The following is a 21,628-nucleotide window of genomic DNA, read 5'->3' as shown; positions in this document are numbered from 1 at the left end:
GAGCTGTAATTTCCTTCCGCGATGAAGTGCTGCACGTCGCTGGAAGTCCTCAAGGGGATTAGGGTGCGCTTCAACGATCTAATGCAGACGGTTCTGGCCGCAGAAAATAGGAGCGGCCTTGGCGCAGTGACGTTGTGGCGCCAATGCGTCGATCTGCTGGCGCAGAATGATCGCGCCGATCGCAAGACCTTGCACGACGAGGAGCGGCTTGTGCTGCTCGAACGGCTTGCGGCCCTCCAGTCGCAGCTTTCCGAAACGCAACGGATCGCGACGGTCGTCGAATTGGGCGGGCGATTGCGCTCGCCCGCGCTGGTAGAGTTTTTCGCCAATGACAGGCCCGCAATCGCAGCGGCCGCCATGTCACGCGCGCGCTTGCCCGATGAGGCGTGGGTCGAGTTGCTCCCCCGCCTGAGCCCGACGGCGCGTGGCGTGTTGCGCGGCCGCCGGGACCTGAGTTCCGGGACGCAACAGGCGTTGGAAGCGTTCGGCTCGGCGGACCTGGTGCTGACGAGCGATCGTGATGACGTCCCCGGCGCAGACGCGGAAGACATGCTGCTGACCCCAGATATGGTGGCGCCAGTGGAGCAGCCCGCTGCGCCTGATCAGACGGTGGATGCGCCGGCCGAGGAGGAGGCCGAATCAGCGGCTGCCGAGGTTCCGGTAGGCGACGATCAGATCCGCAATCTTGTGGATCGCATCGAACGCTTTAACAGCACGCGGCGGGTGCCCGATGTGGTCGTGCCTCGCCCCGATGCGGGGGAAACGACGGCGGTCCGCTCCTTCGCCTTTGAAACCGACGCGACGGGGATGATCATCTGGATCGATCAGGGGCCGCGTGCCGCGTTGATCGGACTGATGCTAAGCGAAACGGCTGTTGCCGGCGTGAGCGGGCCGGACGGCAGCGTTGCGGGTGCATTCACGCGGCGGAGCGGATTCCAGAATGGCCGCTATACCATCGTAGGCGGTGCGATGGCGGGTGAATGGCGGCTGTCAGCGACGCCCTTTTTCGATCCGCGCTCGGGCCGTTTCCAAGGCTATCGGGGCCAAGCGCGGCGGCCGTATCTGCATGAGGTCGCCGCCCCGCCTCAAGCCGAACCTGTGTCGGTCGCGGGCCTCTCAGCAGATTCGCTGCGGCAATTGGTGCATGAGCTGCGCACGCCGCTGAATGCGATCCTGGGCTTTGCGGACATTATCGAGCAGGAGCTGTTCGGGCCAAGCGGGCCGGAATATCGCGAGATGGCGGGTAAGATCGCGCTGGATGCCCGGCATCTGCTGGCGGCGTTCGATGACCTGGATCTTGCCGCGCGCGTGTCGCGGGGAGAGGGGGCGGAGACGCCCAGCGCGGTCGATCCGGCGCTGCTGATCGCGCAGGTCTCCGCCCGCTTCCGTGAGCAAGGCGAAAGCGACGGCCCTCAGATCGACATCAACATGGCGCGCGCGCTGCCGATGGTGCGGATCGATCCCGTGCAGGGCGAGCGGATGGTGCAACATCTGATGCGCACCGTCGTGTCCATTGCGGTGCCGGGCGAGGCGCTGAGCGGTGCATGCTGGTTCCAGCCAGATGGCGGCCATGGCTATGTGCTGTTGGCGGTCGATCGGCCTTCGAGCCTGGAGGGCATGGAGGAGGAGCGGCTGCTCGACCCCGGCTATACGGCCGAGGGCGATTGGGCAGACGGGCCGCTGCTGGGCCTCGGCTTTTCGCTGCGGCTGATCCGCAGTCTCGCGGCGGGTTGCGGCGGGAGCCTGCAGATCGAGCCGGATCGGTTCCTGCTTTCCATGCCCGCGATGACGGTGGCGGAGGATGCGGCGGGCAGCTTCTGACGCGCCGAAACCCTATTGCAACCATTGAGCGCTAGGCATGGGAGTATGAACGCCCCCATCCATGACGGCAGCCTGCTTCGCGCACCTTTGGCGGAAGACAGGATCACGCTCGTCTCGGAGTTCGGAACGCGCTTCATGCTGTTTGTCGATACCGAAGAGGAGTTCGACTGGAGCGCGCCGTTCAGCCGTACGGGACATGGCGTCACCGCGCTCGCGGGCATGGTGGTGGGGCAAAGCTATTTCGCGGCGGCGGGGGTGAAGCCCGTTTATGTAACGGACTATCCAGTGGTCGATGACGATGCCGCTGCGGCCATGATGGGCCAGTGGGTCGCCGACGGCGCGGCTGATGTTGGTGCGCATCTGCATCCATGGGTGAACCCGCCGCATCTGGAGGAGATATCGGCCGCCAACAGCTATGCTGGGGCCCTTCCTGAGGCGCTGGAGCGCGCCAAACTGGAAACGCTGTGCGAGCGGATCGCCGGGCGATTTGGGCGGAGACCGATCGCCTATCGGGCGGGGCGCTATGGCGTGGGGCCTAACAGCGCGCGATTGCTGGAGGAGGCGGGCTTCCGCCTGGATAGCTCAGTGCGCAGTCGCTTCGACTATAGCGGCCAGCATGGGCCGGATTTTCGTGGAATGCCGCTAAACCCCTATTGGGCAGGACCTAGCCGATCATTGGTCGAGTTACCGCTATCCGCCGCCTTTGTCGGCATGTTGCGCGGTGGTGGGGAGAGGCTTTATCGCGCGACGCGGGAGATGGGGCCGCTGCCGGGCGCGATGGCAAGAACCGGGATGCTGAGCCGCGTTCCCCTGACGCCCGAAGGCGTTCCGGTTACGGATGCGATACGGGCGATCGATGCCCTCATCGAAGAGGGTGCGGCGGTGCTGAACTTCAGCTTTCATTCGCCCACACTGGAGCCGGGGCACACGCCCTATGTTCGTGACGAAGCAGATCGAGTGGCCTTTTACCGCTGGTGGGAGAAGGTGCTAGCGCATCTCGCCCGCCGGAATGTGCGACCGGCAACGCTCGATCAACTGCTGGATGCGGTGCCGGAGCGGGGACGGGCTTGCAAAGCTGCTTGAGCCTGCCTATCCGGACGACAGGTGGGGCCTGTAGCTCAATGGTTAGAGCTGGCCGCTCATAACGGCTAGGTTGCGGGTTCGAGTCCTGCCGGGCCCACCACTTTCCCTAAGCATTTACCGGGCGTAACAGGGCTGCCAGGCGGCGGTTTGTGAGACCCAGGCGATCGATGACGAAGGTCGCGATCTTTTCAGCGACCGCGCCAGCGACCGCGCCTGCAAGCACGTCGCCCGGATAATGCGCACGGCGGGGCACCTGTAATGCTCCAACCACCGCCGCGGCGGCGAGCACGGGTTTGGTGTAGCGAGGATAATCGCGGGAAAAGGCGCGGGCTACGGCGAGCGCGCCCGCGGTATGCCCGCTAGGGAAAGAGCGGAGGTCGGCCTCGTGCGAATGTCCGGCGGACATGTGGTAGGTGCCTGTTTTCAGCTGTTCGTCCGGGCGGGTGCGATCGACATTATTCTTGCCCACCTCCTTAAAGCCAATGGCGATGAGATGCGCCAGTGCCATACGGATCGCCGCCCGCTGTAATGCAGGCTTTCGGGTGATCGTACCGCCGATCAGCAGAGCGGCCGATATCGCCAGCAACGGCGGCTCATCACCCAGATTGCCGAGCATTCCCACCTTTTGTACGGTAGGCTTTTGCAGTAGCGGCCGCATCTTTTCGATAATCTCGACATCGACCCGCTCCGGCAAGGAGAGCTGCTCAATCCTCTGCTGAGGGAGCTGATTCTGTCGCAAATTCGCCTCCTCTTCCAACATTGCAGAGACGTCTAAGTTGGGACACCGTTCCCGATCTGCCAGGCGGTAGTTGCGACTGTGTTTAACAACCAGCAGTTGCATTTTGTGCAACGCAAAAATTTTGCTTGCGACTCGGACGAATCGGTGACAGCTTTAGAGGTATCGAAGCAGGGACGCTTCGGCACATAGGTTGGATCCGCCGATGACGGTAGGAACCAGCTTCGGTCCTACAGGATCGAAATCGGCAATGACGCCGCCCGGACTGGTCTTAACGGACCGCGTCCAGGCGGCTTTTTTATTATGTTTTCAACGCGGACGCGAATGCGCGCCGCGGACCTCCATCATTATCTTACACCCGCCGGACTGTGCTTCGGCGAATGGCTGGCTGCGTGCCTTTCGCAGCGCGGATGATCGAACAGGGAAGGACATTGGGGAATGGCAGAGGGGGACAATCCAAAAGGCGTCAACCGCCGTGGAGCGCTGAAGACCGGGGGCACTGCCGCGCTTTTTGCTGCGGTGCATCAGGCGTTTCCATCCGGCGCATTCGCTGCAGGAGCGGGGCCTGAAGTCACCGGCGCGAAGTTGGGCTTCATCGCCCTGACCGACGCGGCGCCGGTTATCATTGCCAAGGAATTGGGCTTGTTCGCCAAATATGGCCTGCCTGACGTGCAGGTGGCGAAGCAGGCCAGTTGGGGTGCGACGCGCGATAATCTGGTGCTAGGCAGCGGCGGTGGCGGCATTGATGGCGCGCATATCCTCACGCCCATGCCGTATCTCCTGACGCTGGGTGCGATCGGCAAGGCGACGCCCATGAGCATCCTGGCCCGCATGAACGTCAACGGTCAGGCGATCTCGGTTTCCAAGGAATATCTGGGCGCCAAAGCGGACCTCAGCGCGGCGAAGATGAAGGGCGTGATCGCTCAGCGGAAGGCCGCTGGCAAGAAGATCACCATGGCCATGACCTTCCCCGGCGGCACGCATGATATGTGGATCCGCTACTGGCTGGCGGCGGGCGGCATCGATCCGGACAAGGATATCGAACTGATCACTGTTCCGCCGCCGCAGATGGTGGCGAACATGAAGGCGGACACGATGGACGCCTTCTGCGTCGGCGAACCGTGGAACGACCAGCTGGTGGCGCAGAATCTGGGCTATACGGCGGTTTCGACTGGCCAGATGTGGATGAACCATCCCGAAAAGAGCTTCGCCATGCGGTCCGATTGGGTGGCGAAGAACCCACGGGCGGCTTTGGCGATCACAGCGGCAATCATCGAGGCGCAGCGTTGGGCGGACAATCCAGGTAACATAACCCGGCTGGCGGGCACGATCGCGGGCCGCGATTATCTCAAATGCCCCATCACCGACATCGCTGACCGCCTACAGGGCAATTTCAACATGGGCGACGGGCGCAAATTCCCGAACGCAGCCTTCAAGATGAAGTTCTTCGATGGCTACGCGTCCTTCCCGTACAAGAGCCACGACCTGTGGTTCCTTACGGAAAACCAGCGCTGGGGCAAGCTGCCCATGTCGCTCGATACCAAGGGCGTAATCGGCAAGGTCAACCGCTCCGACATTTGGCGCAAGGCAGCGGCGATGCTGGGCGGCAAGGGCCCGGCGAGCGACAGCCGCGGCGTCGAGAAATTCTTCGACGGCAAGAAGTTCGATCCGGCTAATCCCAAGGCTTATCTGGCCAGCCTGGCGATCAAGCGCGTTTGATGAGGAAGGAGAAAGCCATGGCTTCGCCATCGCCCAACAGCAGGAATGGAGGGCCGCCGGTATCGTCCGGCGGCGCCGCGACCGAGTTGGGGGTCATCGTACCCTATCCCGAAGGAGCGATCGCAAGGCGGAGCTTCGAGCCAGTTGCCGCGCCCGTGCATCCGTTGGTGAGCAAGGCGCGCGCGGTAGTTGCCGCCGTGTTGCCGACCATGGTCATGATTGGCGCGCTGCTGCTGTTCTGGCAATTTCTGTGCGGATCGCCGGAGGCGACTTTCCCCAGCCCGGTGAAGGTCTGGCAGGAAAGCCATGACGTCATCACCCATCCTTTCAAGGGCGTTGAGATCGGTCTCACCCATTTCAGCATCCAGGATGGGGGCGATGTGGGCATTGCCGGCCATGTGTTGACCAGCCTCAGCCGCGTCCTCATCGGTTACAGCCTCGCGGCGATCGTCGGCGTGGCGCTGGGCATCCTGATCGGGCAAAGCGTCTTTGCCTTCCGCGCGCTCGATCCCTTGTTTCAGGTGCTGCGCACGGTGCCGCCGCTCGCCTGGCTGCCAATCAGCCTCGCGATCTTTCAACAAGCGCAGCCATCGGCGATCTTCCTGATCTTCATCACGGCTATTTGGCCGGTTATTCTGAACACGGCGGCAGGCGTTCAGACCATTCCAGTGGCCTATCGCAACGTGGCCAAGGTACTGGCGCTTAATCCCGTCGAATATTTCGTGCGGATCATGCTGCCTGCAACAGTGCCGCACATGTTCACCGGCCTGCGGATCGGCGTGGGCATGAGCTGGCTGGCGATCGTGGCGGCCGAGATGGTGCAGGGTGGCACCGGCGTCGGCTTCTTCATCTGGGACAGCTACAACAGTTCTTTGCTCACCGACACGATCGTCGCGCTGATCTGGATCGGCTTGGTCGGCTTCACACTGGACCGCATCGTCGCCTTTGCGGGTCGCGTCATCGGCCGCGCAGGCTGAAGGGGAGGGCAGTTTCATGAAACAGCGTAGCTATCTCGCGCTTGAGGGCATCACCGTCGAATTTCCCACCAAGGCCGGGCGTTTCTGCGCGCTGGACCACATCGACCTTGAGGTGGACAAGGGGCAGTTCGTAGCGTTGATCGGTCATTCGGGCTGCGGTAAGTCAACCCTGCTCAATGCCGTCGCGGGCCTGGTCAAGCCGACCCGCGGGGCGATCTTCCTGGATGGGGATCTGGTGGACGCTCCGGGGCCGGACCGTGCGGTGGTCTTCCAGGATCATTCGCTGCTGCCTTGGCTGACCGTCGAGGAAAATGTCCGCCTGGCGGTCGATAAGACTTCGGCAGGCAAGAGCAAGGCAGAGCGCAGGGACTGGGTCATGCACAATCTGGAGTTGGTCCAGATGACCCATGCCGCCGGGAAAAGGCCGGGCGAATTGTCGGGAGGCATGAAGCAGCGCGTTGGCATTGCCCGCGCGATAGCGATGAACCCGCGCGTGCTGCTGATGGACGAGCCGTTCGGCGCGCTTGATGCTCTGACGCGGGCGGCGCTTCAAGACGTGGTCATGGATCTGCAGGCGCGGCTCAACAATACGGTGCTGATGATCACCCATGATGTGGACGAGGCCGTGCTGTTGGCCGACCGCGTCGTCATGATGACCAACGGCCCGGCGGCGCGGATCGGAGAAGACCGGCCTGTAGAGCTAGCGCGGCCGCGTAACCGGATCGAGGCTATCGATATGCCTGAATATGCAGAGGCTCGCAGCGCCGTCATCCATTTCCTGCACGAGCGCTACCGCAATCCGGCAACGCTCGCTGCGTGAGAGACAAGCCGTTCATCAAGGCGGCATCAAAAATATCGGGATTGAGAGGGGATGCCCTGAAGGGCCTTAAGGCCATCGGGAGCAAAAGAGGGGGAATTATGCGTGGATTGAAGATGTTGCTGTCGGCGTCGGCACTGGCGACGGTTGCAACGCCTGCCCTGGCGCAGGACATTGTGTTCAAGCCGATCGTCGAGGCGCGGCTGCGCTATGAAATGGTTGAGCAGGACGGACCGTTGCCGCTGGTCGAAGATCGTGAGGCCAATGCGGTCACGATGCGGCTGCGTGCTGGTGGCGAACTGTCGAGCGGCCCCTTCGCCTTATTGGTGGAAGGTGAAGGCACGCTGGCGATCAACGAGGATTATAATAGCGGCGTCAACGGGAAGACGCTCTATCCCATCGTCGCCGATCCTGAGAATGTCGAAGCAAATCGGGTGCAGATCCAATATCGCACCAAGCCGCTCATCGTGACGCTCGGCCGCCAACGCATCAACCTGGATGACCAGCGCTTCGTGGGCTCTGTCGCCTGGCGGCAGAATGAGCAGACCTTCGATGCCGTTCGCGTCGAATATATGGGCGTGAAGAACCTGAAGGTCGATGTGACTTACGCCATTGCCGCCCGGACCATCTGGGGCATTGATGGCGGCAAGTTCGGATCGGTCAACCGGCCGACGGAGATCGACGGCGACAATGTCTTCGCCAACGTCTCCTACAAGACGAAGTTCGGCACGCTGACCGGATTTGCCTATCTGGTGGACGAGGATGAGCCGGTGGCGGCATTGCTGCGCAATAGCAGCCAGACCTATGGCGCGCGCTTCGTGGGCGCCCTGCCGCTGGCGAAGAAGGTGAAGCTCAGCTACCTCGCCAGCTACGCCCGGCAGAGCGATTATGCGAAGAACCCGGTCGATTATAAGGCCGACTATGTCGCGGCTGAACTGGGGCTGGAGGTTTCCGCCTTCAAGCTGACGGCCGGTTATGAGCTGCTTGGTTCCGATTCCACCACGCTGGGCAGCGCCACGGGCTTCGCGTTTCAGACGCCCTTTGCCACGCTGCACAAGTTCAACGGCTGGGCGGACAAGTTCCTGACGACGCCTACCACTGGCATTCAGGACTATTATGGCGGCATCGCCTATACCGTGCCGAAGGTTGGCAAGATGGGGCCGCTGGTCGCGTCCTTCATCTTCCACCGCTTCAGCAGCGACCGGCTCTCGATCCATTATGGCGATGAATATAACGCCCAGGTGACCTTGAAGATCGACAAGCATCTAAGCGCCCTCGTCAAATATGCCGACTATGACCGGCAGGGCATTGCGAGCTTCACGGGAGATGCCGACACCAAGAAATTCTGGGCGCAGATCGACTACGCGCTTTGATCGATTGAACTGACAGATGCCGCCGCGATGGTCCTGCGCCGTCGCGGCGGTTTTTCGTCAAATAAGAAAGTCGTAGAAGGCGAACCGGCGCGCGGTGGAACATCCGCCTGCGTTCATCGATTTCCTCTGGAGTGATTTGGATGGAGGAATGCGAGCATGGGCAAGGGCATTTTGCTGTGGCTGATTGGCATACCTATTCCGGTGATAATCATCCTGTGGTTGCTGTTCCGATGATGGCCGATTGACGGGACATATTCTTCACCGCTAAGGCCCCCACAGTCGGGGAGTAGCGCAGCCTGGTAGCGCATCTGCTTTGGGAGCAGAGGGTCGCAGGTTCGAATCCTGTCTCCCCGACCACTTCTCCATTCAGGAGCGTGACGCGAGGCGCTACAGCGAGCCCACCTTTATCTTCGATCCATTGATCAGCCGCGTAAGCTGGAAGTGAGCCGGATCGACGCTGGGGGTGGCGTTGGTGATCAAATCGGCAGCCAGATAGCCGATCCCCGGGCCAAGTCCGAACCCATGACCTGAGCAGCCTGCCGCCAGGTAAAGTCCTCCAACCGGATTGATCCCGGATATCACGGGCACAGCATCAGGTGTGCAATCGACATAAGCGCCCCAGCTATGGTCGATCTGAAGACCGGCCAGTTCCGGGAAGGTGCTGCGTACATTCTCCATAACCGCGTCGATCAACCCTCGGTTGGGGGCGGGATCCAATATGCGATGATGCTCAAAGATCGCGGGATCGTTGCCAAATATCGCGCCAAGCGACTCTGGGCCTTCGATGAATGATCGGCCGAGCCCCAGTTGCACCGCCTTCAGCCGCTGAACAAACTGCGGCATGAATTCGCGGGCGAAGCGGATGCCTTGAGGCGTTACCTCCAGCGTGGCACGGCCGCTGATCGCCATGGTGTAACTGCCGTCCAGACGCCGGGTCATCGCGAAATCCGGGCAGTAGAGGACTTCACCGACATTCGCGGCTGGCTTCGTGCGCAAGGCGGTTTGCCGCACACTGGCTTGCGGGAAGGTAATCCCATGGCGGCGCAGGAAGGTGGAGGCCCACGCGCCGGCTGCGCACAGGATCGCGTCGGCGCGGATGTATCCTTCTTCGGTATCTATTCCCGTCACGCGACCGTTTGTGATGTCCAGGCTGCGGGCGGCGCAGCCTTGGTGGATGGTTGTCCCCAACGTGCGAGCGCCTTCCGCTAGAACGGGCGCGGCCAGTGCGGGTTCGGCCTTGCCGTCCGCGACGGAGTGTAAGCCGCCCAGCCATTTTCGCCTTGTTTCCGGTATGCGCTCGGCGGCTTGCGCTTCGTTCAACATATAGGTTTCCACGCCGAACTCGCGTGCTACGGGCCGCCATGCTTCCCAGCCAGCCAGCATTGCGGCGTCGTCCGTCGTGTAGATGAGGCCGGTGCGGCGGAAGCCTAGATCCTGCCCTATATCGGTCGCCAGATCGTCCCAGAGCCGCATGGATAGAAGCGAAAGAGGCATCTCGCGTGGATCGCGATTTTGTTGGCGGCACCACCCCCAGGTACGGCTTGATTGCTCGCACCCCACATGGCCTTTTTCGAGGAGCGCCACAGAAAACCCGCGCTTGGCGAGGAAATAGGCAGACGCGGTTCCGACGATCCCCCCGCCAATGACCACCACGTCCACCGCCTTGGGGAGAGCTTCATCGCTGGCAACGGAACGGACAACGGGAGACATGCGGAAGCACCTTGTTCGACTGGTCGGGAGGGGCGGCTATGGGGTCAAAGATATTTGAGCCACCAGATATCCTTGCGCCGCTTCTTTAGGTTGGAGAACCAGCGCGTCGGAAAATAGAGCGGCACGATCAGGCCGAGATACCAGACCCACACCCAGGCGAGGGTATCGACCCCGAATATGTCTCCGTGGTTTGTCCCCCAGATCGCCCTAGCGCTGAGATAAAGAATCCGCAGAAGGTAGAGGTGGAAAAGGTAGAAGAACATCGGCGCGCCGCCCATGACCGATAGCCAACGGGTAAGCCGCGCATCATTCGCCTTTTCAAATGCAGCGAGTAGGAGGAGGCCAATCCCCAGCGTTGGGAGAAGGAACAGCAGAGAGGGCGGATATTTGGTGAGAGCAAGAAAGCTCATCACCGTTCGGATCGGCTCGCTGGGACTGACAAACCAGGGTGAATCGCCATAGATGTTGAGCGCCCGCAGAAGGACGAAGCCAGCGATCATTGCTGCGCCGGTTCTCAGCAGGGTGCGCCGTCGCTCAGGCGAGGCGAGCTGCGAAAACCAGCTGCCTGCGGACCAGCCGAGGCAGATCACTCCGATCCAGGGCAGGATGGGATAGTTGAATTTGACGACTACGCCACCCAGTTCGATCTGCGATCGGTCATGGAGGACACCCCAGGGGATGAACAGGGGGTGGTCGGGCGGAAAGCTGATAGGATCCAGCAGATTATGGCCGGCGACGATCACAAGCCCCAAGAGCAGGATCGCCCGCGGCGGTAGATGGATAAGCGCCGCCAAAATGATCATGCAGAGGCCGATGGCCCAGATGACCTGAAGGAAGACGAAGTGGGGGACTAGTTCAGCGCGCCAGGAAAAATTCACCAGCGTGAGCTCGAGCAGCACGAGAAATGCCCCGCGCCGGAGCAGGAAATCGCTGGTCTGCGCGAGGCTGTGCCGCTGGCTAAAGAGAAAAGCGGACAGACCCGTAAGCGCGACGAAGATCGGCGCGCACAGGGTCCTTGTGATGCGGGTGAAGAAGAGCGCGGGCATCACCGTCCGCGCATCTACCGGGTCGCCGACCGGCATGTACAGAAACCAGGTTTCGCGCACATGGTCCAGCAGCATGATGACCATGACCAGCCCTCGCAGAGCGTCGATGCTTTGCAGGCGTGTGGTTACAGCGGTGGGCGCAACAGGCTGTGACACCGCCGACGGTTCGTTGCTAACTGCGAGAGCGGCCATGATCGTCTCCGGCTACCGAGAGCAAGATGGGTCGTTGAGTTGGCGCTCAGTCCTGGTCGGGGATGGCGGCGATCGCATCTATCTCGACCAGATGGCCGTAATGAAGCTCAGGCACCGGAACGACCGTCCGCGCCGGCTTTGCACCGCCCAGCATATCGCTGTAGATCCGGTTGAACTCGGGCCAGTTCTCGACGCCCACGATATAGGCGGTGACACGGCAGAGATCCTCAGCCTTGCCGCCCGCGGCTTCCAAGATCGCGAGCATGTTCGCGATAGCCTGGCGCGCCTGGGTCTCGAACTTCCTATCAGGCAGCGGCACCTTGTCGGTCCTGATCGGGAGTTGGCCTGAAATATAGAGGTTGCTCCCCGAACGGGTCGCCTGGGAATAATGGCCTGCGGGGGCGGGGGCGTTGCCGGTGAGGATGGCTCGCGGTTTGTTGCTCATCACCATCCCCCGAACCGCTGCCACTCGGCCTCGACAATGTCGGATGCGCCGTGAACGACGTGATAGCTGCGATGCTGAGCCCCCGTTGCGCAAGCGTGATTGGGCAGGATCCGCACTCGATCACCGATCTTGAGGTCGGGCAAAGACTTTTGGGAGCCGGGGCGGACCATGATGATGCCATGCTCCTGATTCGCATCCGCCAGGATCAGATCATCATAGGGTCGGCCGCTGCTGTCGCAAACGACGCCATAACCTTGGTTGATCTCCTGTTTGGCCGTGCCGCGATCCTGCGACATGGCCATCCAACCGGCATCGACCAATATCCAGCCTTTCTCGCGTTGGTGACCGATGACGGTAGCGAGGACAGAGATTGCAATATCGTCGATTTGACAGATGCCCACGCCCGCCATGACGAGATCGAAGAAGACGAAAACACCCGCGCGAACTTCTGTGACACCGCTCAGGTCCGCAGCATTGTGGGCCGTTGGCGTTGAACCGACGCTTACGACAGGGCAGGGCAAGCCTGCCTCGCGGAGAATGGCCGCCGCATCCACGACGCTGCGCCGTTCTTGTTCGGCGCAGCGGGCAAGCGCCTCTGCGCCGCGCGCGCTATAGCTGCCGCCCGCATGGGTCAGAACCCCTCGCAATTCGCCGCCTTCTACCAGCGCCTTGCCGATGGCGATCAAGCGATCTTTGTCACCGGGCAGCACACCGGAGCGGTGGCCGTCACAATCGATCTCGATCAGCGCCGGGATGGCGTCGCCCGCGCCGCGGGATGCGGCTGCCACGGCCTGGGCCTGCTCGATTGTGTCGAGGACGACGGCAAGGTTCACGCCGCGCTTACGCAATTCGATGACTTTGGCGAGCTTCCAGGGAGCGATGCCCACGGCGTAGATGATGTCGTTGATACCTGCGTCAGCGAAGAATTGCGCTTCCTTGAGTGTGGATACAGTTGCTGGACCTTGGGGCGTGGTCATGACGGCGCGCGCGACCTCGACAGACTTTGCGGTTTTGAGGTGGGGCCGTAGCGACACGCCGAGGGGTGCGAGCCGTTCCCGAAGGCGCCCGATGTTGCGGTTCATCCGGTCCGTGTCGAGGAGGAGGCAGGGCGTTTCCAGATCACCCAGACTCGCGGCTGCGCTTTCGTCCTGCTCCGGAACCGAAGTTTCTGCTTCACTCACCATCTGATTCCTTGCTTTGATTGCGCCGATCAATGTGCATTGCTGGACAAAAGCCTACAATTAATTGATTCTGCAGTATCGGATAAGGTATATCTTAATTCAGAACTGGCAGGCGTTCTTCAGCCCGCGGGAGGGATGCTGCCGCTTACTCGGGGAAATATCCCAAGATAGCTTTTGTCTCGAGATATTCATCCATCCCAAAGACGCCATATTCGCGGCCGTTGCCCGACTGCTTATACCCTCCGAATGCGGCAAAACCGTCCCATGCGGGATAATTGATATGGACTTGGCCCGCGCGGATCTTGCCGGCTATCCGCCGGGCGCGGTCGAGATCGCTCGATTGGACGTGAGAACCCAAGCCATAGACAGTGTCATTGGCGATACGGATAGCCTCATCCTCATCCGCATATGGAATAATGCACAGCACGGGTCCGAATATCTCTTCCTGCGCTATACGCATGTCCGGGCGTACTTCCGAGAAGATGGTTAGTTTGACGAAATAGCCGGCAGACAAGCCTTCAGGTTTTCCCAAGCCGCCGCAAATGAGCTTCGCGCCCTCGGCAATGCCGACGCCGATCATCTCCTGCACTTTGGCGAACTGGTTCCGGTTGGCGACAGGTCCGAGGTCGGTAGCATCGTCGGATGGATTCCCCACAATCATCGCCTGAGCGGTTGCAGCTGCCAATTCTGCCACTTCGTCTAGCCGGTCGGCAGGGACGAGCATGCGCGTGGGAGCGCTGCATGATTGGCCGACATTGCGGAAGGCGGCAGCCACGCCTAGCGGTATGACGCGGGCAAAGTCCGCATCATTCAGGATTATATTGGGCGACTTTCCTCCCAATTCCTGGGTGACGCGCTTGACCGTAGGCGCAGCGGCTTGCGCCACCAATATGCCCGCCCGGGTCGATCCGGTGATGGAGATCATATCGATATCGGGATGAGACGCGATAGCGGCGCCGACATCTTCGCCCCTGCCGGTCACCATGTTGAACACGCCCGGCGGTGTACCCGCATCATGCATGATCTGCGCAAAAAGATGCGCGCTCAGCGGTGACAGTTCACTGGGCTTGAGTAGGAAGGTACAACCGGCCGCGAGCGCGGGGGCTACCTTTGCCGTGATCTGATATAATGGCCAATTCCACGGCGTGATCAGGCCGCAAACACCGATCGCTTCTTTGGCGATTGCCGTCGTGCCCTGCTTTCTTATGAAGGCATAATCTTCCAGCACATCAATTGCAGCGCGGACATGGGCGATACCAAACGGAACCTGCGACGCGCGGGCGAAGCCGATGGCCGAACCCATTTCCCGGCATATTGCCTGGGCCAGCTCCTCCGCCCTTTCTTCCATAAGGTCGAGGATCTGCTTGAGAAGTTGAGCGCGTTCGGCAGGGGACGTCGATGAAAATGTCGGAAACGCAGCCCGCGCCGCAGCGACGGCGCTGTTGACGTCAGATGCGCTTCCGGACGCGACGGAGCCGATGATCTCCTCCGTCGCGGGGCTGACAAGCGGAATGGCTTCAGTTGGCGTCTCTGGAAGTTTCCAGGCGCCCCCGACATAAAGCCGCTCACATCGTTCCATTCCCATCGCTTCACCTTTGGCCCGCTCGCATGCTTGGTAGCGAGTGCGTCATGACGCCGGACAGCATCCGTTGCCCAGGTGAACAAGATATGCCAAAGCATGAATATCGCAATTAATTCAAACTACATATAGGATTAAGGTGGGGATGACTATTTCGACCGATGATCTGGGCTTCTTCCATGTCATAGCGGGCGCGCCATCACTTGCCGAAGCTGCGCGCAGGCTGAACGTTACGCCGCCGGCCGTGACACAACGGCTGCGAGCTCTCGAGGCGCGGGTGGGGGTAAAATTGATCGAGCGAACCTCGCGCGGTCTTAGCCTGACGGATGAAGGCGAACTGGTCGCGTCGGAAGGCGCCTTGATCATCGGGGCGATCGATGACCTGTCGGAGCGGCTGGCCAGCCGGACCAGTCAGGTGCGAGGGCATCTCCGCGTTGCGGCGCCTTATGGCTTTGGCCGGCGCTATGTCGCGCCGATCGTGCAGGAATTTTCCAAGAAGCACCCCGCAGTATCGGCCACTTTGGAATTGTCAGACAGCCCCATACGGCAAATGACCGAGAGTTGGGACATCATCGTGCATATCGGGTCGCTGCCCGAAAGTGATCGGCTGGTGACTACCCTTGCGCCAAATCAGCGGATTCTTTGTGCCTCACCCACCTATCTTGAACATCAACCGCCCATCCTGAAGCCTGATGATCTAGCCGCGCACCGGTGTCTGGCGCTTCGGGAGAATAATGAGGATGTCACGCTCTGGCGCTTCGTTCATCCCAAGCAGGGCAACGCAACGGTACGGGTGAAGCCCTGCATGTCCAGTAACGATGGCGAAATAGTCCGGGATTGGGCGCTTGCGGGGCTTGGGCTCATGGTGCGGAGCGAGTGGGATGTGGCTGATGACCTTGCAGGAGGGAGATTGCAGGCGGTTCTCCCGCGCTGGTCTTCACCACAGGCTGACGTGGTCGCGCTGCTCCATACTCGCCAGGGCAGGAGCGGGCGGACGAATGCCTTTCTTCAGGCGCTTAGGGAGAGCCTAAGCTCGCCGCCTTGGCGTCAGGAGGAGCTTTAGACGCGAGGCGGAATGCGATCTTTCGGCGGTCACTCTACCGCTACGGCGGGCCGATCGTATCGGCGATGGCGCAGGGCAAGCGTTGATCCAGGCAGCGAATGCCGGTCGGATCCTAGAGGTTGCCGAGGTGGCTAAAGCCGCGCTTACCCTGATGTGCGACATTGCGTCCGCACTGACTGAACTTTTCTCCGGACATCTGCGGCACGCATAGAAAAAGGGCGGACCGTCAGACGGCCCGCCCTTTCGAAAATCTCGCTGGCGCGAAGATTATTCGGCGTTCGCAGCGTTCGAAGCAGCGTTCGCGGCGTTGTCAGCAGCGTTAGCAGCATTCGCGGCGTTGTCGGCAGCGTTAGCGGCGTTCTCGACAACGTTCTCGACAACAGCGTTCGAAGCGTTCGCGGTCTCGTTGGCCGGCTTCTCACCGCAAGCGGCGAGGGCCATCAGGCCGGCCGAAGCGAAAACAACAGCGATCTTCTTCATTGTGTACGGCTCCCATAGCATATTGCCGCGCCTGACATGTTCGTAACACGACCGGCGCGAGCGACCCGCATTAACGTGTGCGCTGCACAAATCAATGCTTTTCTGCGTCGGTGAAGCGACGGAATCACGCGACAGAGTGTTGTCTACAATAAAAGTTCACTTAATGCCCAGAGATTCTTGTGCGTTTGCAGTTTCGAAAAGTGCAACTGCCCAGGCGCTGACATTCTGTTGAAGCTGAACGCGATCCACCTTGTCCAAAGTGTCGTCTGGGGTGTGGTGGATGTCGAAATATCTAGTACCGTCCTGTTGAAGATCGATGACGGGAATGCCCGCCTTGACCAAGGGCTCAATGTCCGAACCGCCTCCAGCTGCTACATGGCTCCGCGCGATGCCAAGAGGGGCCAGCGCGGCAGAGAGACGGGCAGCAAGCGCTTCATGTCCCGCAGGCAACTTATAATCCACTCGCCAGACGCGGTCGGCGCCGAAGTCGGATTCCATTACGAGCGCGTGCAGCTCAGCCCCGTGAGCCGTGAAGTAGGCCCGGCCACCATCGCCTCCCACCTCCTCCGCACCTGCCATCAGGATGCGGATCGTTCGGCGGAGCGGACCGGCCTTGGCGGCGTGGACCGCGGCTGCCGCGATGATGCCGCAGCCTGATGCGTCATCGATCGCGCCAGTTCCTTGGTCCCAGCTGTCCAGATGGCAGGCGGCCATGACCAGGCCCGCCGCAGGATCATTGCCCGGGATTTCCGCGATGACGTTTCCTGACGGCTGATCCTTCAGCAATCTGGAGGTAAGAGTGACCTGCAGGCGGACAGGATGTCCCCTGGCGATGATGCGTGTCAGCTGATCCGCGTCGGGGATGCTGAGCGCGGCAGCGGGAATGGGCTTTGCGCCATCGGCCCACATCTGAATGCCGCTGTGCGCCTGCCGGTGGTGGTCCGTGCCTATGGAGCGGATGAGGATGGCTACAGCGCCTTTTTTTGACGCGATGCTGGGTCCTTGCCGCCGCGTAGCGCCGAAATAGCCGTAGGAACTGCCATCCTGAGTCGCCGACATCGCGTGACTGACGAAAGCGATCTTGCCTTTCAGGCTGCCGTCCGGTGCGGCCTCCAAGGCGGCGAGTGTGGGAAAATAGGCAAGCTCGGCTTCTATACCCTTCTCCGAAGTGGATGCGCTGTTCCCCAGGGCGGCAAGGACGAGCCGCTGAGGAAAGGGCGCGACGACCCGCGCCTCATCCCGTCCGCGCAGCCACACAGGCATTTTATAGGGTTCAGCCCGAACATTCGCGAAGCCCAGGCTCTTCAACTTCGCCACCGTCCAGTCGCGTGCCCGGGCTTCCTGCGGGGTCCCAGCAGGGCGAGCGCCAACTTCAGTGGTCAGTCCTTCGACGAAATCCCACGCAACGATGTCTTGTAGCGCGGCCTCCCGAATCGTTTCACTGCTCGATGGCGCGGCCGCGGCGGGGAAGGGGGATAAGATGCTGCCGAGAAGGAGCGCAGCAACGGTGCCCGATCGGATTTTCTGCATGGATGGAGGCTTACCCAGCCATCGCCCATTTGCCAATGGCTCCGGGCTCCGCTAACTCCGCCGGGATTTTCACGTTTAGCCCTTTCGGAGCAGCTTCCAGCCATGTCCGCCTCCTCGCAATACGCGTTCGTCATGAAGAACATGACCAAGAGCTTCCCCGGCGCCCAGAAGCCGGTGTTGAGCAATATCAACCTGCAATTTTATCGCGGCGCCAAGATCGGAATCGTCGGCCCCAACGGTGCGGGCAAATCGACGCTGATGAAGATCATGGGCGGCATCGACAAGGATTTCACCGGCGAAGCCTGGCCGGGCGAGAATATCACGGTCGGTTACCTGCCGCAGGAGCCGCAGCTCGACATCAGCAAGAACGTGCTGGAGAACGTCAAAGACGGCGCGCGCGAGATTGCGGATAAGATGGACCGCTTCAACGAAATCAGCATGATCATGGCAGACCCGCCCGAGGATGCCGATTTCGATGCGCTCATGGAGGAAATGGGCACGCTGCAAGAGCAGATCGATGCGGTCGATGGATGGACGCTCGACAACCAACTCGAAATCGCGATGGAGGCCCTGCGCTGCCCGCCTTCGGATTGGTCGGTGGAAAGCCTGTCGGGCGGTGAAAAGCGCCGTATCGCGCTGACTCGCTTGCTGATCCAGAAGCCGGATATTCTGCTTCTCGACGAACCCACCAACCATCTTGATGCCGAGAGTGTCGAGTGGCTGGAAAACCATCTGAAGGAATATGCGGGCGCGGTGCTGATGATTACCCACGATCGCTACTTCCTCGACAATGTCGTGGGTTGGATCCTGGAGCTCGATCGCGGCAAATATTTCCCGTATGAGGGCAACTACTCCACCTATCTGGAGAAGAAGGCCCAGCGCCTGGACCAGGAATCTCGCGAGGAATCCGGCCGCCAGAAGGCGATCAAGGATGAGTTGGAGTGGATCCGGGCGGGTGTCAAAGGCCGCCAGACCAAATCCAAGGCGCGAATCAAGAAGTTCGAGGAACTGGTCGCGAGCCAAGAAAACCGCACGCCGGGCAAGGCGCAGATCGTCATCCAGGTGCCCGAGCGTCTGGGCGGCAAGGTGATCGAGGCGAAGAACATCAGCAAGGCCTATGGCGACAAGCTGCTGTTCGAGGATTTGTCCTTCCTGTTGCCGCCGGGTGGTATTGTCGGTGTGATCGGACCGAACGGCGCGGGTAAGTCGACGCTGTTCAAAATCATAACCGGGCAGGAACAGCCCGATTCGGGTGAAATCGACATCGGTTCAACGGTGCGTCTGGGCTATGTCGATCAGAGCCGCGACCATCTCGACCCCAGCAAGAATGTCTGGGAAGAAGTATCCGACGGCCTCGATTATGTGAAGGTCAACGGCCATGACATGTCGACGCGTGCCTATGTCGGTGCCTTCAACTTCAAAGGGCAGGACCAGCAGAAGAATGTCGGCAAGCTCTCAGGCGGTGAGCGCAATCGCGTGCACATCGCCAAGATGCTGAAGAAGGGCGGCAACGTGCTGCTGCTCGACGAACCGACCAACGACCTTGACGTCGAAACGCTCGCCGCGCTGGAAGAAGCGATCGAGAATTTCGCAGGCTGCGCGGTGGTTATCAGCCACGACCGCTTTTTCCTCGACCGTCTGGCGACACACATCCTCGCGTTCGAGGGTGATAGCCATGTCGAATGGTTCGAAGGCAATTTCGAAATGTATGAAGAGGATAAACGCCGCCGTCTGGGCGATGCTGCGGACCGTCCCACGCGTCTGGCCTATAAGAAGCTCACGCGCTGATCAGCTCGGCCGTAGGGCAACCGGTTGCAGAGATTGCAATGGTGCTTACGCCTTTCGCACTTGCGAGGTGGCGTGCTGCACTGCACAAAGGGGGTGCCTTTCAGGCATCCTCTCCTAAAACTTTCAGGCCGGCCCAATGGGTCGGCCATTTTTTTGCATGATTGCGGGCTGAAGTTGGCGCGCTCATCCAGCTATCACGGCGAGCGCATGTGCACAGCATAGCTAGGGTGATCCCTTAGGGGCGCGGTGTAGTCTAAGCCGCTGCAGGCGATGTTCAGCAGGTCGGCCGCTTGCAAAATGATGTCAGGCCCTCGACAGCTGCATCGCTGGCATCGATGCGGGCGACTTGAGCCGCGCGCGGACCCTGATGAGCTAGGGCGATAAATTGCTGAACGGCTTCCTCATCACCCTCAATAACCGCTTCGACACTGCCATCCATTCGGTTGCGGACCCAACCGTTCAGGCGAAGCATGGAGGCCGTTTCTATCGCCCAATTGCGATAAAATACGCCCTGCACGCGGCCCATGATTATGAGATGGCGGGCGATGACGCCCATTAGTGTACCCGCTTGATCCAGGTCTGGCCGTCGCGAATCTCGACCTTGAAATTCTTGATCGACCCAATCAGGTCGGAAAGCCGCTTGAACCCATAATTGCGCGTGTCGAAGCTGGATCGGTTGCCCGCCAGCTGGCCGACCTCGCTTAGTCTGGCATAGCCCTGCTCGTCGCGTTTTACGGCATTATAGGCGTCGATCAGAAGCTTCAGCAGTTCGGGAGACACTTCCGTGCCATCGCCATTTTCGTCCGCGCCATCCTCTGCGGGAGGCTCGGAGGGTTGGTCACGGAGCAGGGCGGCGACATCAATGAAGCGAGTGCAGGCGCTGCGGAAGGCGTCGGTGGTCTTGGCCGATCCGAAGCCATAGACGGGTATCCCCTGCTGACGGATGCGCGTGACCAGGGGCGTAAAGTCGCTGTCGCTAGACATGAGGCCAAAGCCTGTGACTCGCCCGCCCGCCATTAGGTCCATGGCGTCGATAGTCATCTTCATGTCTGTCGCATTCTTCCCCTTGGTGAGGTCGAACTGCTGTTGCGTTTCAATGGCCTGGGTCACGGCCTGCCGCGCCCAGCCTTTGAGCGCGGGTTTGCTCCAATTGCCATAGGCCCGGCGAATGTTGACCGTGCCCAGTTCGGCAAGGACAGTCAGCACCGGGTCGAAATGGTCAGCAGAGGCGTTGTCGGCGTCGATCAACAGGGCGACATTACCGCCACTGGGGATCGGCGATGACATCAGGCGGCTTCCAATGCAGCCGGTTGAAATTGTCCGCTCGTCTCGTCCAGCAGATGAAGCTGGCCATCCGAGATCGCGAAAAATGCGCCTACCAGCTTTAACTCCCCGCTCTTTTCCTTGGCGCGAACACAAGGGAAGGTACGCAGATTGGCCAGGCTGATCTTCACCCCTTCCTGTTCCATGGCGCGGTGGGCGTCGCGGCCACGATCTTCGCCGAAACGGTTGATAACAGTCTCCCGCGCATCGTGCAGCATGTCGATCCAGTTGTGGATGAAGCCGCCTTCACCCGGAGGCGCGTCCTTCAGTTCCTGGCTGAGCGCCGCCTTGCAGCCGCCGCACTTGCCATGGCCCATCACGACGATCTCACCGACCTTGAGCACCTGCACGGCGAACTCCAGCGCTGCCGACACGCCATGGTGACCCGGGTTTGTTTCAAATGGGGGGACCAGCGCCGCCACGTTGCGGACCACGAAGATCTCGCCCGGGCTGGTGTCGAATATCTGCGCGGGATCGACGCGGCTGTCGGAGCAAGCGATGACCATGACGCGCGGGCTTTGCCCTTCGCTCAGTTCATCCCATCGTTCGCGCTGCTGTGTCCAGCCCGTGTTGCGGAAGCGGCGGTAGCCTTCAAGCATGTCGGAAAAGTCGGTCATGGCGAAGTCTCTGCCCAACAATCTGGGGGCTGGCAAGTCTGTGCTTGCGTCGCTATTTGGGGCGCATGACCGATAGTGCCGCTATTCCCGTCCCGCCCCAGCCGCAACGTGTCCGCAAGCCGGACTGGATCCGCGTCAAGGCGCCGAC

The 21,628-nt window shown here is 61.0% G+C and carries 19 protein-coding genes, 2 tRNA genes and 1 pseudogene; 11 read left to right on the top strand and 11 right to left on the bottom strand.

Translation table 11 applies throughout. The annotated features are described in order from the left end of the window. Window positions 1–21: 21 nt before the first annotated feature. From ACFO3E_RS04455 to ACFO3E_RS04445, 3 genes are all read left to right on the top strand, one after another. Window positions 22–1,821, top strand: coding sequence for a sensor histidine kinase (locus tag ACFO3E_RS04455; RefSeq protein WP_082919521.1), 1,800 nt, complete (start codon window positions 22–24; stop codon window positions 1,819–1,821). 45 nt (window positions 1,822–1,866) lie between these two features. Continuing rightward, window positions 1,867–2,904 carry a polysaccharide deacetylase family protein gene (locus tag ACFO3E_RS04450; RefSeq protein ID WP_066523858.1) on the top strand — a complete coding sequence of 346 codons (1,038 nt, stop codon included), beginning with the start codon at window positions 1,867–1,869 and terminating at the stop codon, window positions 2,902–2,904. 24 nt (window positions 2,905–2,928) lie between these two features. Continuing rightward, window positions 2,929–3,004, top strand: a tRNA-Ile gene (locus tag ACFO3E_RS04445). A gap of 6 nt (window positions 3,005–3,010) precedes the next feature. Here ACFO3E_RS04445 and ACFO3E_RS04440 read toward each other — a convergent pair. After that, entirely contained in the window at window positions 3,011–3,643 is a 633-nt protein-coding gene (locus ACFO3E_RS04440; RefSeq protein ID WP_197486292.1) for a phosphatase PAP2 family protein, read from the bottom strand. 435 nt (window positions 3,644–4,078) lie between these two features. On the opposite strand from ACFO3E_RS04440, the gene ACFO3E_RS04435 reads away from it, so the two are divergent. From ACFO3E_RS04435 to ACFO3E_RS04415, 5 genes are all read left to right on the top strand, one after another. Continuing rightward, window positions 4,079–5,359 (top strand): CmpA/NrtA family ABC transporter substrate-binding protein, encoded by a 1,281-nt coding sequence (locus ACFO3E_RS04435; RefSeq protein WP_066523856.1) that lies wholly within the window; start codon window positions 4,079–4,081, stop codon window positions 5,357–5,359. 17 nt (window positions 5,360–5,376) lie between these two features. Then, a complete protein-coding gene (ntrB, locus tag ACFO3E_RS04430) occupies window positions 5,377–6,336 on the top strand; it encodes a nitrate ABC transporter permease (RefSeq protein WP_225870561.1) in 960 nt (319 codons plus the stop codon). 16 nt (window positions 6,337–6,352) lie between these two features. Further along, complete coding sequence (locus ACFO3E_RS04425; protein ID WP_066528459.1) at window positions 6,353–7,156, top strand: ABC transporter ATP-binding protein; 804 nt, start codon at window positions 6,353–6,355, stop codon at window positions 7,154–7,156. A 98-nt stretch (window positions 7,157–7,254) separates the two neighbouring features. After that, complete coding sequence (locus tag ACFO3E_RS04420; RefSeq protein ID WP_066523854.1) at window positions 7,255–8,526, top strand: alginate export family protein; 1,272 nt, start codon at window positions 7,255–7,257, stop codon at window positions 8,524–8,526. Between the two features lie 280 nt (window positions 8,527–8,806). After that, window positions 8,807–8,883: transfer RNA gene (locus ACFO3E_RS04415), tRNA-Pro, on the top strand. Between the two features lie 30 nt (window positions 8,884–8,913). Here the strand turns inward: ACFO3E_RS04415 and ACFO3E_RS04410 are convergent. The 5 genes from ACFO3E_RS04410 to ACFO3E_RS04390 form a co-directional block, all read right to left on the bottom strand. After that, entirely contained in the window at window positions 8,914–10,236 is a 1,323-nt protein-coding gene (locus ACFO3E_RS04410) for an NAD(P)/FAD-dependent oxidoreductase (RefSeq protein WP_380802761.1), read from the bottom strand. Between the two features lie 44 nt (window positions 10,237–10,280). Further along, complete coding sequence (locus ACFO3E_RS04405; protein ID WP_380802759.1) at window positions 10,281–11,474, bottom strand: acetyltransferase domain-containing protein; 1,194 nt, start codon at window positions 11,472–11,474, stop codon at window positions 10,281–10,283. Between the two features lie 46 nt (window positions 11,475–11,520). Further along, complete coding sequence (locus tag ACFO3E_RS04400; RefSeq protein ID WP_380802756.1) at window positions 11,521–11,919, bottom strand: RidA family protein; 399 nt, start codon at window positions 11,917–11,919, stop codon at window positions 11,521–11,523. Then, window positions 11,919–13,103, bottom strand: a complete 1,185-nt coding sequence (locus ACFO3E_RS04395) for a DSD1 family PLP-dependent enzyme (RefSeq protein ID WP_066528455.1) — start codon at window positions 13,101–13,103, stop codon at window positions 11,919–11,921. The genes ACFO3E_RS04400 and ACFO3E_RS04395 overlap by 1 nt, the downstream gene beginning before the upstream one ends. A 142-nt stretch (window positions 13,104–13,245) precedes the next feature. After that, window positions 13,246–14,685, bottom strand: a complete 1,440-nt coding sequence (locus tag ACFO3E_RS04390; protein ID WP_066523851.1) for an aldehyde dehydrogenase family protein — start codon at window positions 14,683–14,685, stop codon at window positions 13,246–13,248. Between the two features lie 139 nt (window positions 14,686–14,824). Between ACFO3E_RS04390 and ACFO3E_RS04385 the strand changes: the two genes are divergently transcribed. Beyond that, the gene (locus ACFO3E_RS04385; RefSeq protein ID WP_380802753.1) at window positions 14,825–15,742 is read left to right on the top strand and encodes a LysR family transcriptional regulator; all 918 of its coding nucleotides are present in this window, start codon (window positions 14,825–14,827) and stop codon (window positions 15,740–15,742) included. 267 nt (window positions 15,743–16,009) lie between these two features. Here the strand turns inward: ACFO3E_RS04385 and ACFO3E_RS04380 are convergent, their stop codons facing one another. After that, a complete protein-coding gene (locus tag ACFO3E_RS04380; RefSeq protein WP_066523849.1) occupies window positions 16,010–16,222 on the bottom strand; it encodes a hypothetical protein in 213 nt (70 codons plus the stop codon). Between the two features lie 156 nt (window positions 16,223–16,378). Continuing rightward, window positions 16,379–17,752, bottom strand: a complete 1,374-nt coding sequence (locus tag ACFO3E_RS04375; RefSeq protein ID WP_066523848.1) for a M28 family peptidase — start codon at window positions 17,750–17,752, stop codon at window positions 16,379–16,381. Window positions 17,753–17,854: 102 nt separating this feature from the next. Between ACFO3E_RS04375 and ettA the strand changes: the two genes are divergently transcribed. Beyond that, window positions 17,855–19,540, top strand: a complete 1,686-nt coding sequence (gene ettA / locus ACFO3E_RS04370; RefSeq protein WP_066523847.1) for an energy-dependent translational throttle protein EttA — start codon at window positions 17,855–17,857, stop codon at window positions 19,538–19,540. A gap of 274 nt (window positions 19,541–19,814) precedes the next feature. Here ettA and ACFO3E_RS04365 read toward each other — a convergent pair whose 3' ends face one another. Genes ACFO3E_RS04365 through ACFO3E_RS04355 form a run of 3 tightly spaced genes read right to left on the bottom strand, consistent with a single transcriptional unit; the run spans window position 19,815 to window position 21,480 of the window. Continuing rightward, window positions 19,815–20,096, bottom strand: a complete 282-nt coding sequence (locus ACFO3E_RS04365; protein ID WP_066523846.1) for an acylphosphatase — start codon at window positions 20,094–20,096, stop codon at window positions 19,815–19,817. Then, entirely contained in the window at window positions 20,096–20,827 is a 732-nt protein-coding gene (locus ACFO3E_RS04360) for an NYN domain-containing protein (RefSeq protein ID WP_066523845.1), read from the bottom strand. Before ACFO3E_RS04360 ends, ACFO3E_RS04365 begins: the two co-directional genes overlap by 1 nt. Beyond that, complete coding sequence (locus ACFO3E_RS04355) at window positions 20,827–21,480, bottom strand: carbonic anhydrase (protein WP_066523844.1); 654 nt, start codon at window positions 21,478–21,480, stop codon at window positions 20,827–20,829. The genes ACFO3E_RS04360 and ACFO3E_RS04355 overlap by 1 nt, the downstream gene beginning before the upstream one ends. A gap of 20 nt (window positions 21,481–21,500) precedes the next feature. Between ACFO3E_RS04355 and ACFO3E_RS04350 the strand changes: the two are divergent. Next, window positions 21,501–21,628, top strand: a pseudogene (locus tag ACFO3E_RS04350) (lipoyl synthase); the annotation flags it as partial.

The sequence above is a fragment of the Sphingobium tyrosinilyticum genome (genome assembly GCF_042654265.1).
Lineage (GTDB): Bacteria > Pseudomonadota > Alphaproteobacteria > Sphingomonadales > Sphingomonadaceae > Sphingobium > Sphingobium tyrosinilyticum.
This window is presented reverse-complemented; position numbering and strand designations above follow the sequence as displayed.

Bases quoted from the DNA above. Each gene is read 5' to 3' on its own strand.
- ACFO3E_RS04355 (WP_066523844.1), bottom strand. From the start codon at position 21,480: ATGACCGACTTTTCCGACATGCTTGAAGGCTACCGCCGCTTCCGCAAC.
- ACFO3E_RS04375 (WP_066523848.1), bottom strand. From the start codon at position 17,752: ATGCAGAAAATCCGATCGGGCACCGTTGCTGCGCTCCTTCTCGGCAGC.
- ACFO3E_RS04380 (WP_066523849.1), bottom strand. From the start codon at position 16,222: ATGAAGAAGATCGCTGTTGTTTTCGCTTCGGCCGGCCTGATGGCCCTC.
- ACFO3E_RS04365 (WP_066523846.1), bottom strand. From the start codon at position 20,096: ATGGGCGTCATCGCCCGCCATCTCATAATCATGGGCCGCGTGCAGGGC.
- ACFO3E_RS04405 (WP_380802759.1), bottom strand. From the start codon at position 11,474: ATGGCCGCTCTCGCAGTTAGCAACGAACCGTCGGCGGTGTCACAGCCT.
- ACFO3E_RS04400 (WP_380802756.1), bottom strand. From the start codon at position 11,919: ATGAGCAACAAACCGCGAGCCATCCTCACCGGCAACGCCCCCGCCCCC.
- ettA (WP_066523847.1), top strand. From the start codon at position 17,855: ATGTCCGCCTCCTCGCAATACGCGTTCGTCATGAAGAACATGACCAAG.
- ntrB (WP_225870561.1), top strand. From the start codon at position 5,377: ATGGCTTCGCCATCGCCCAACAGCAGGAATGGAGGGCCGCCGGTATCG.
- ACFO3E_RS04435 (WP_066523856.1), top strand. From the start codon at position 4,079: ATGGCAGAGGGGGACAATCCAAAAGGCGTCAACCGCCGTGGAGCGCTG.
- ACFO3E_RS04395 (WP_066528455.1), bottom strand. From the start codon at position 13,103: ATGGTGAGTGAAGCAGAAACTTCGGTTCCGGAGCAGGACGAAAGCGCA.
- ACFO3E_RS04420 (WP_066523854.1), top strand. From the start codon at position 7,255: ATGCGTGGATTGAAGATGTTGCTGTCGGCGTCGGCACTGGCGACGGTT.
- ACFO3E_RS04390 (WP_066523851.1), bottom strand. From the start codon at position 14,685: ATGGGAATGGAACGATGTGAGCGGCTTTATGTCGGGGGCGCCTGGAAA.
- ACFO3E_RS04450 (WP_066523858.1), top strand. From the start codon at position 1,867: ATGAACGCCCCCATCCATGACGGCAGCCTGCTTCGCGCACCTTTGGCG.
- ACFO3E_RS04410 (WP_380802761.1), bottom strand. From the start codon at position 10,236: ATGTCTCCCGTTGTCCGTTCCGTTGCCAGCGATGAAGCTCTCCCCAAG.
- ACFO3E_RS04360 (WP_066523845.1), bottom strand. From the start codon at position 20,827: ATGTCATCGCCGATCCCCAGTGGCGGTAATGTCGCCCTGTTGATCGAC.
- ACFO3E_RS04385 (WP_380802753.1), top strand. From the start codon at position 14,825: ATGACTATTTCGACCGATGATCTGGGCTTCTTCCATGTCATAGCGGGC.
- ACFO3E_RS04455 (WP_082919521.1), top strand. From the start codon at position 22: ATGAAGTGCTGCACGTCGCTGGAAGTCCTCAAGGGGATTAGGGTGCGC.
- ACFO3E_RS04425 (WP_066528459.1), top strand. From the start codon at position 6,353: ATGAAACAGCGTAGCTATCTCGCGCTTGAGGGCATCACCGTCGAATTT.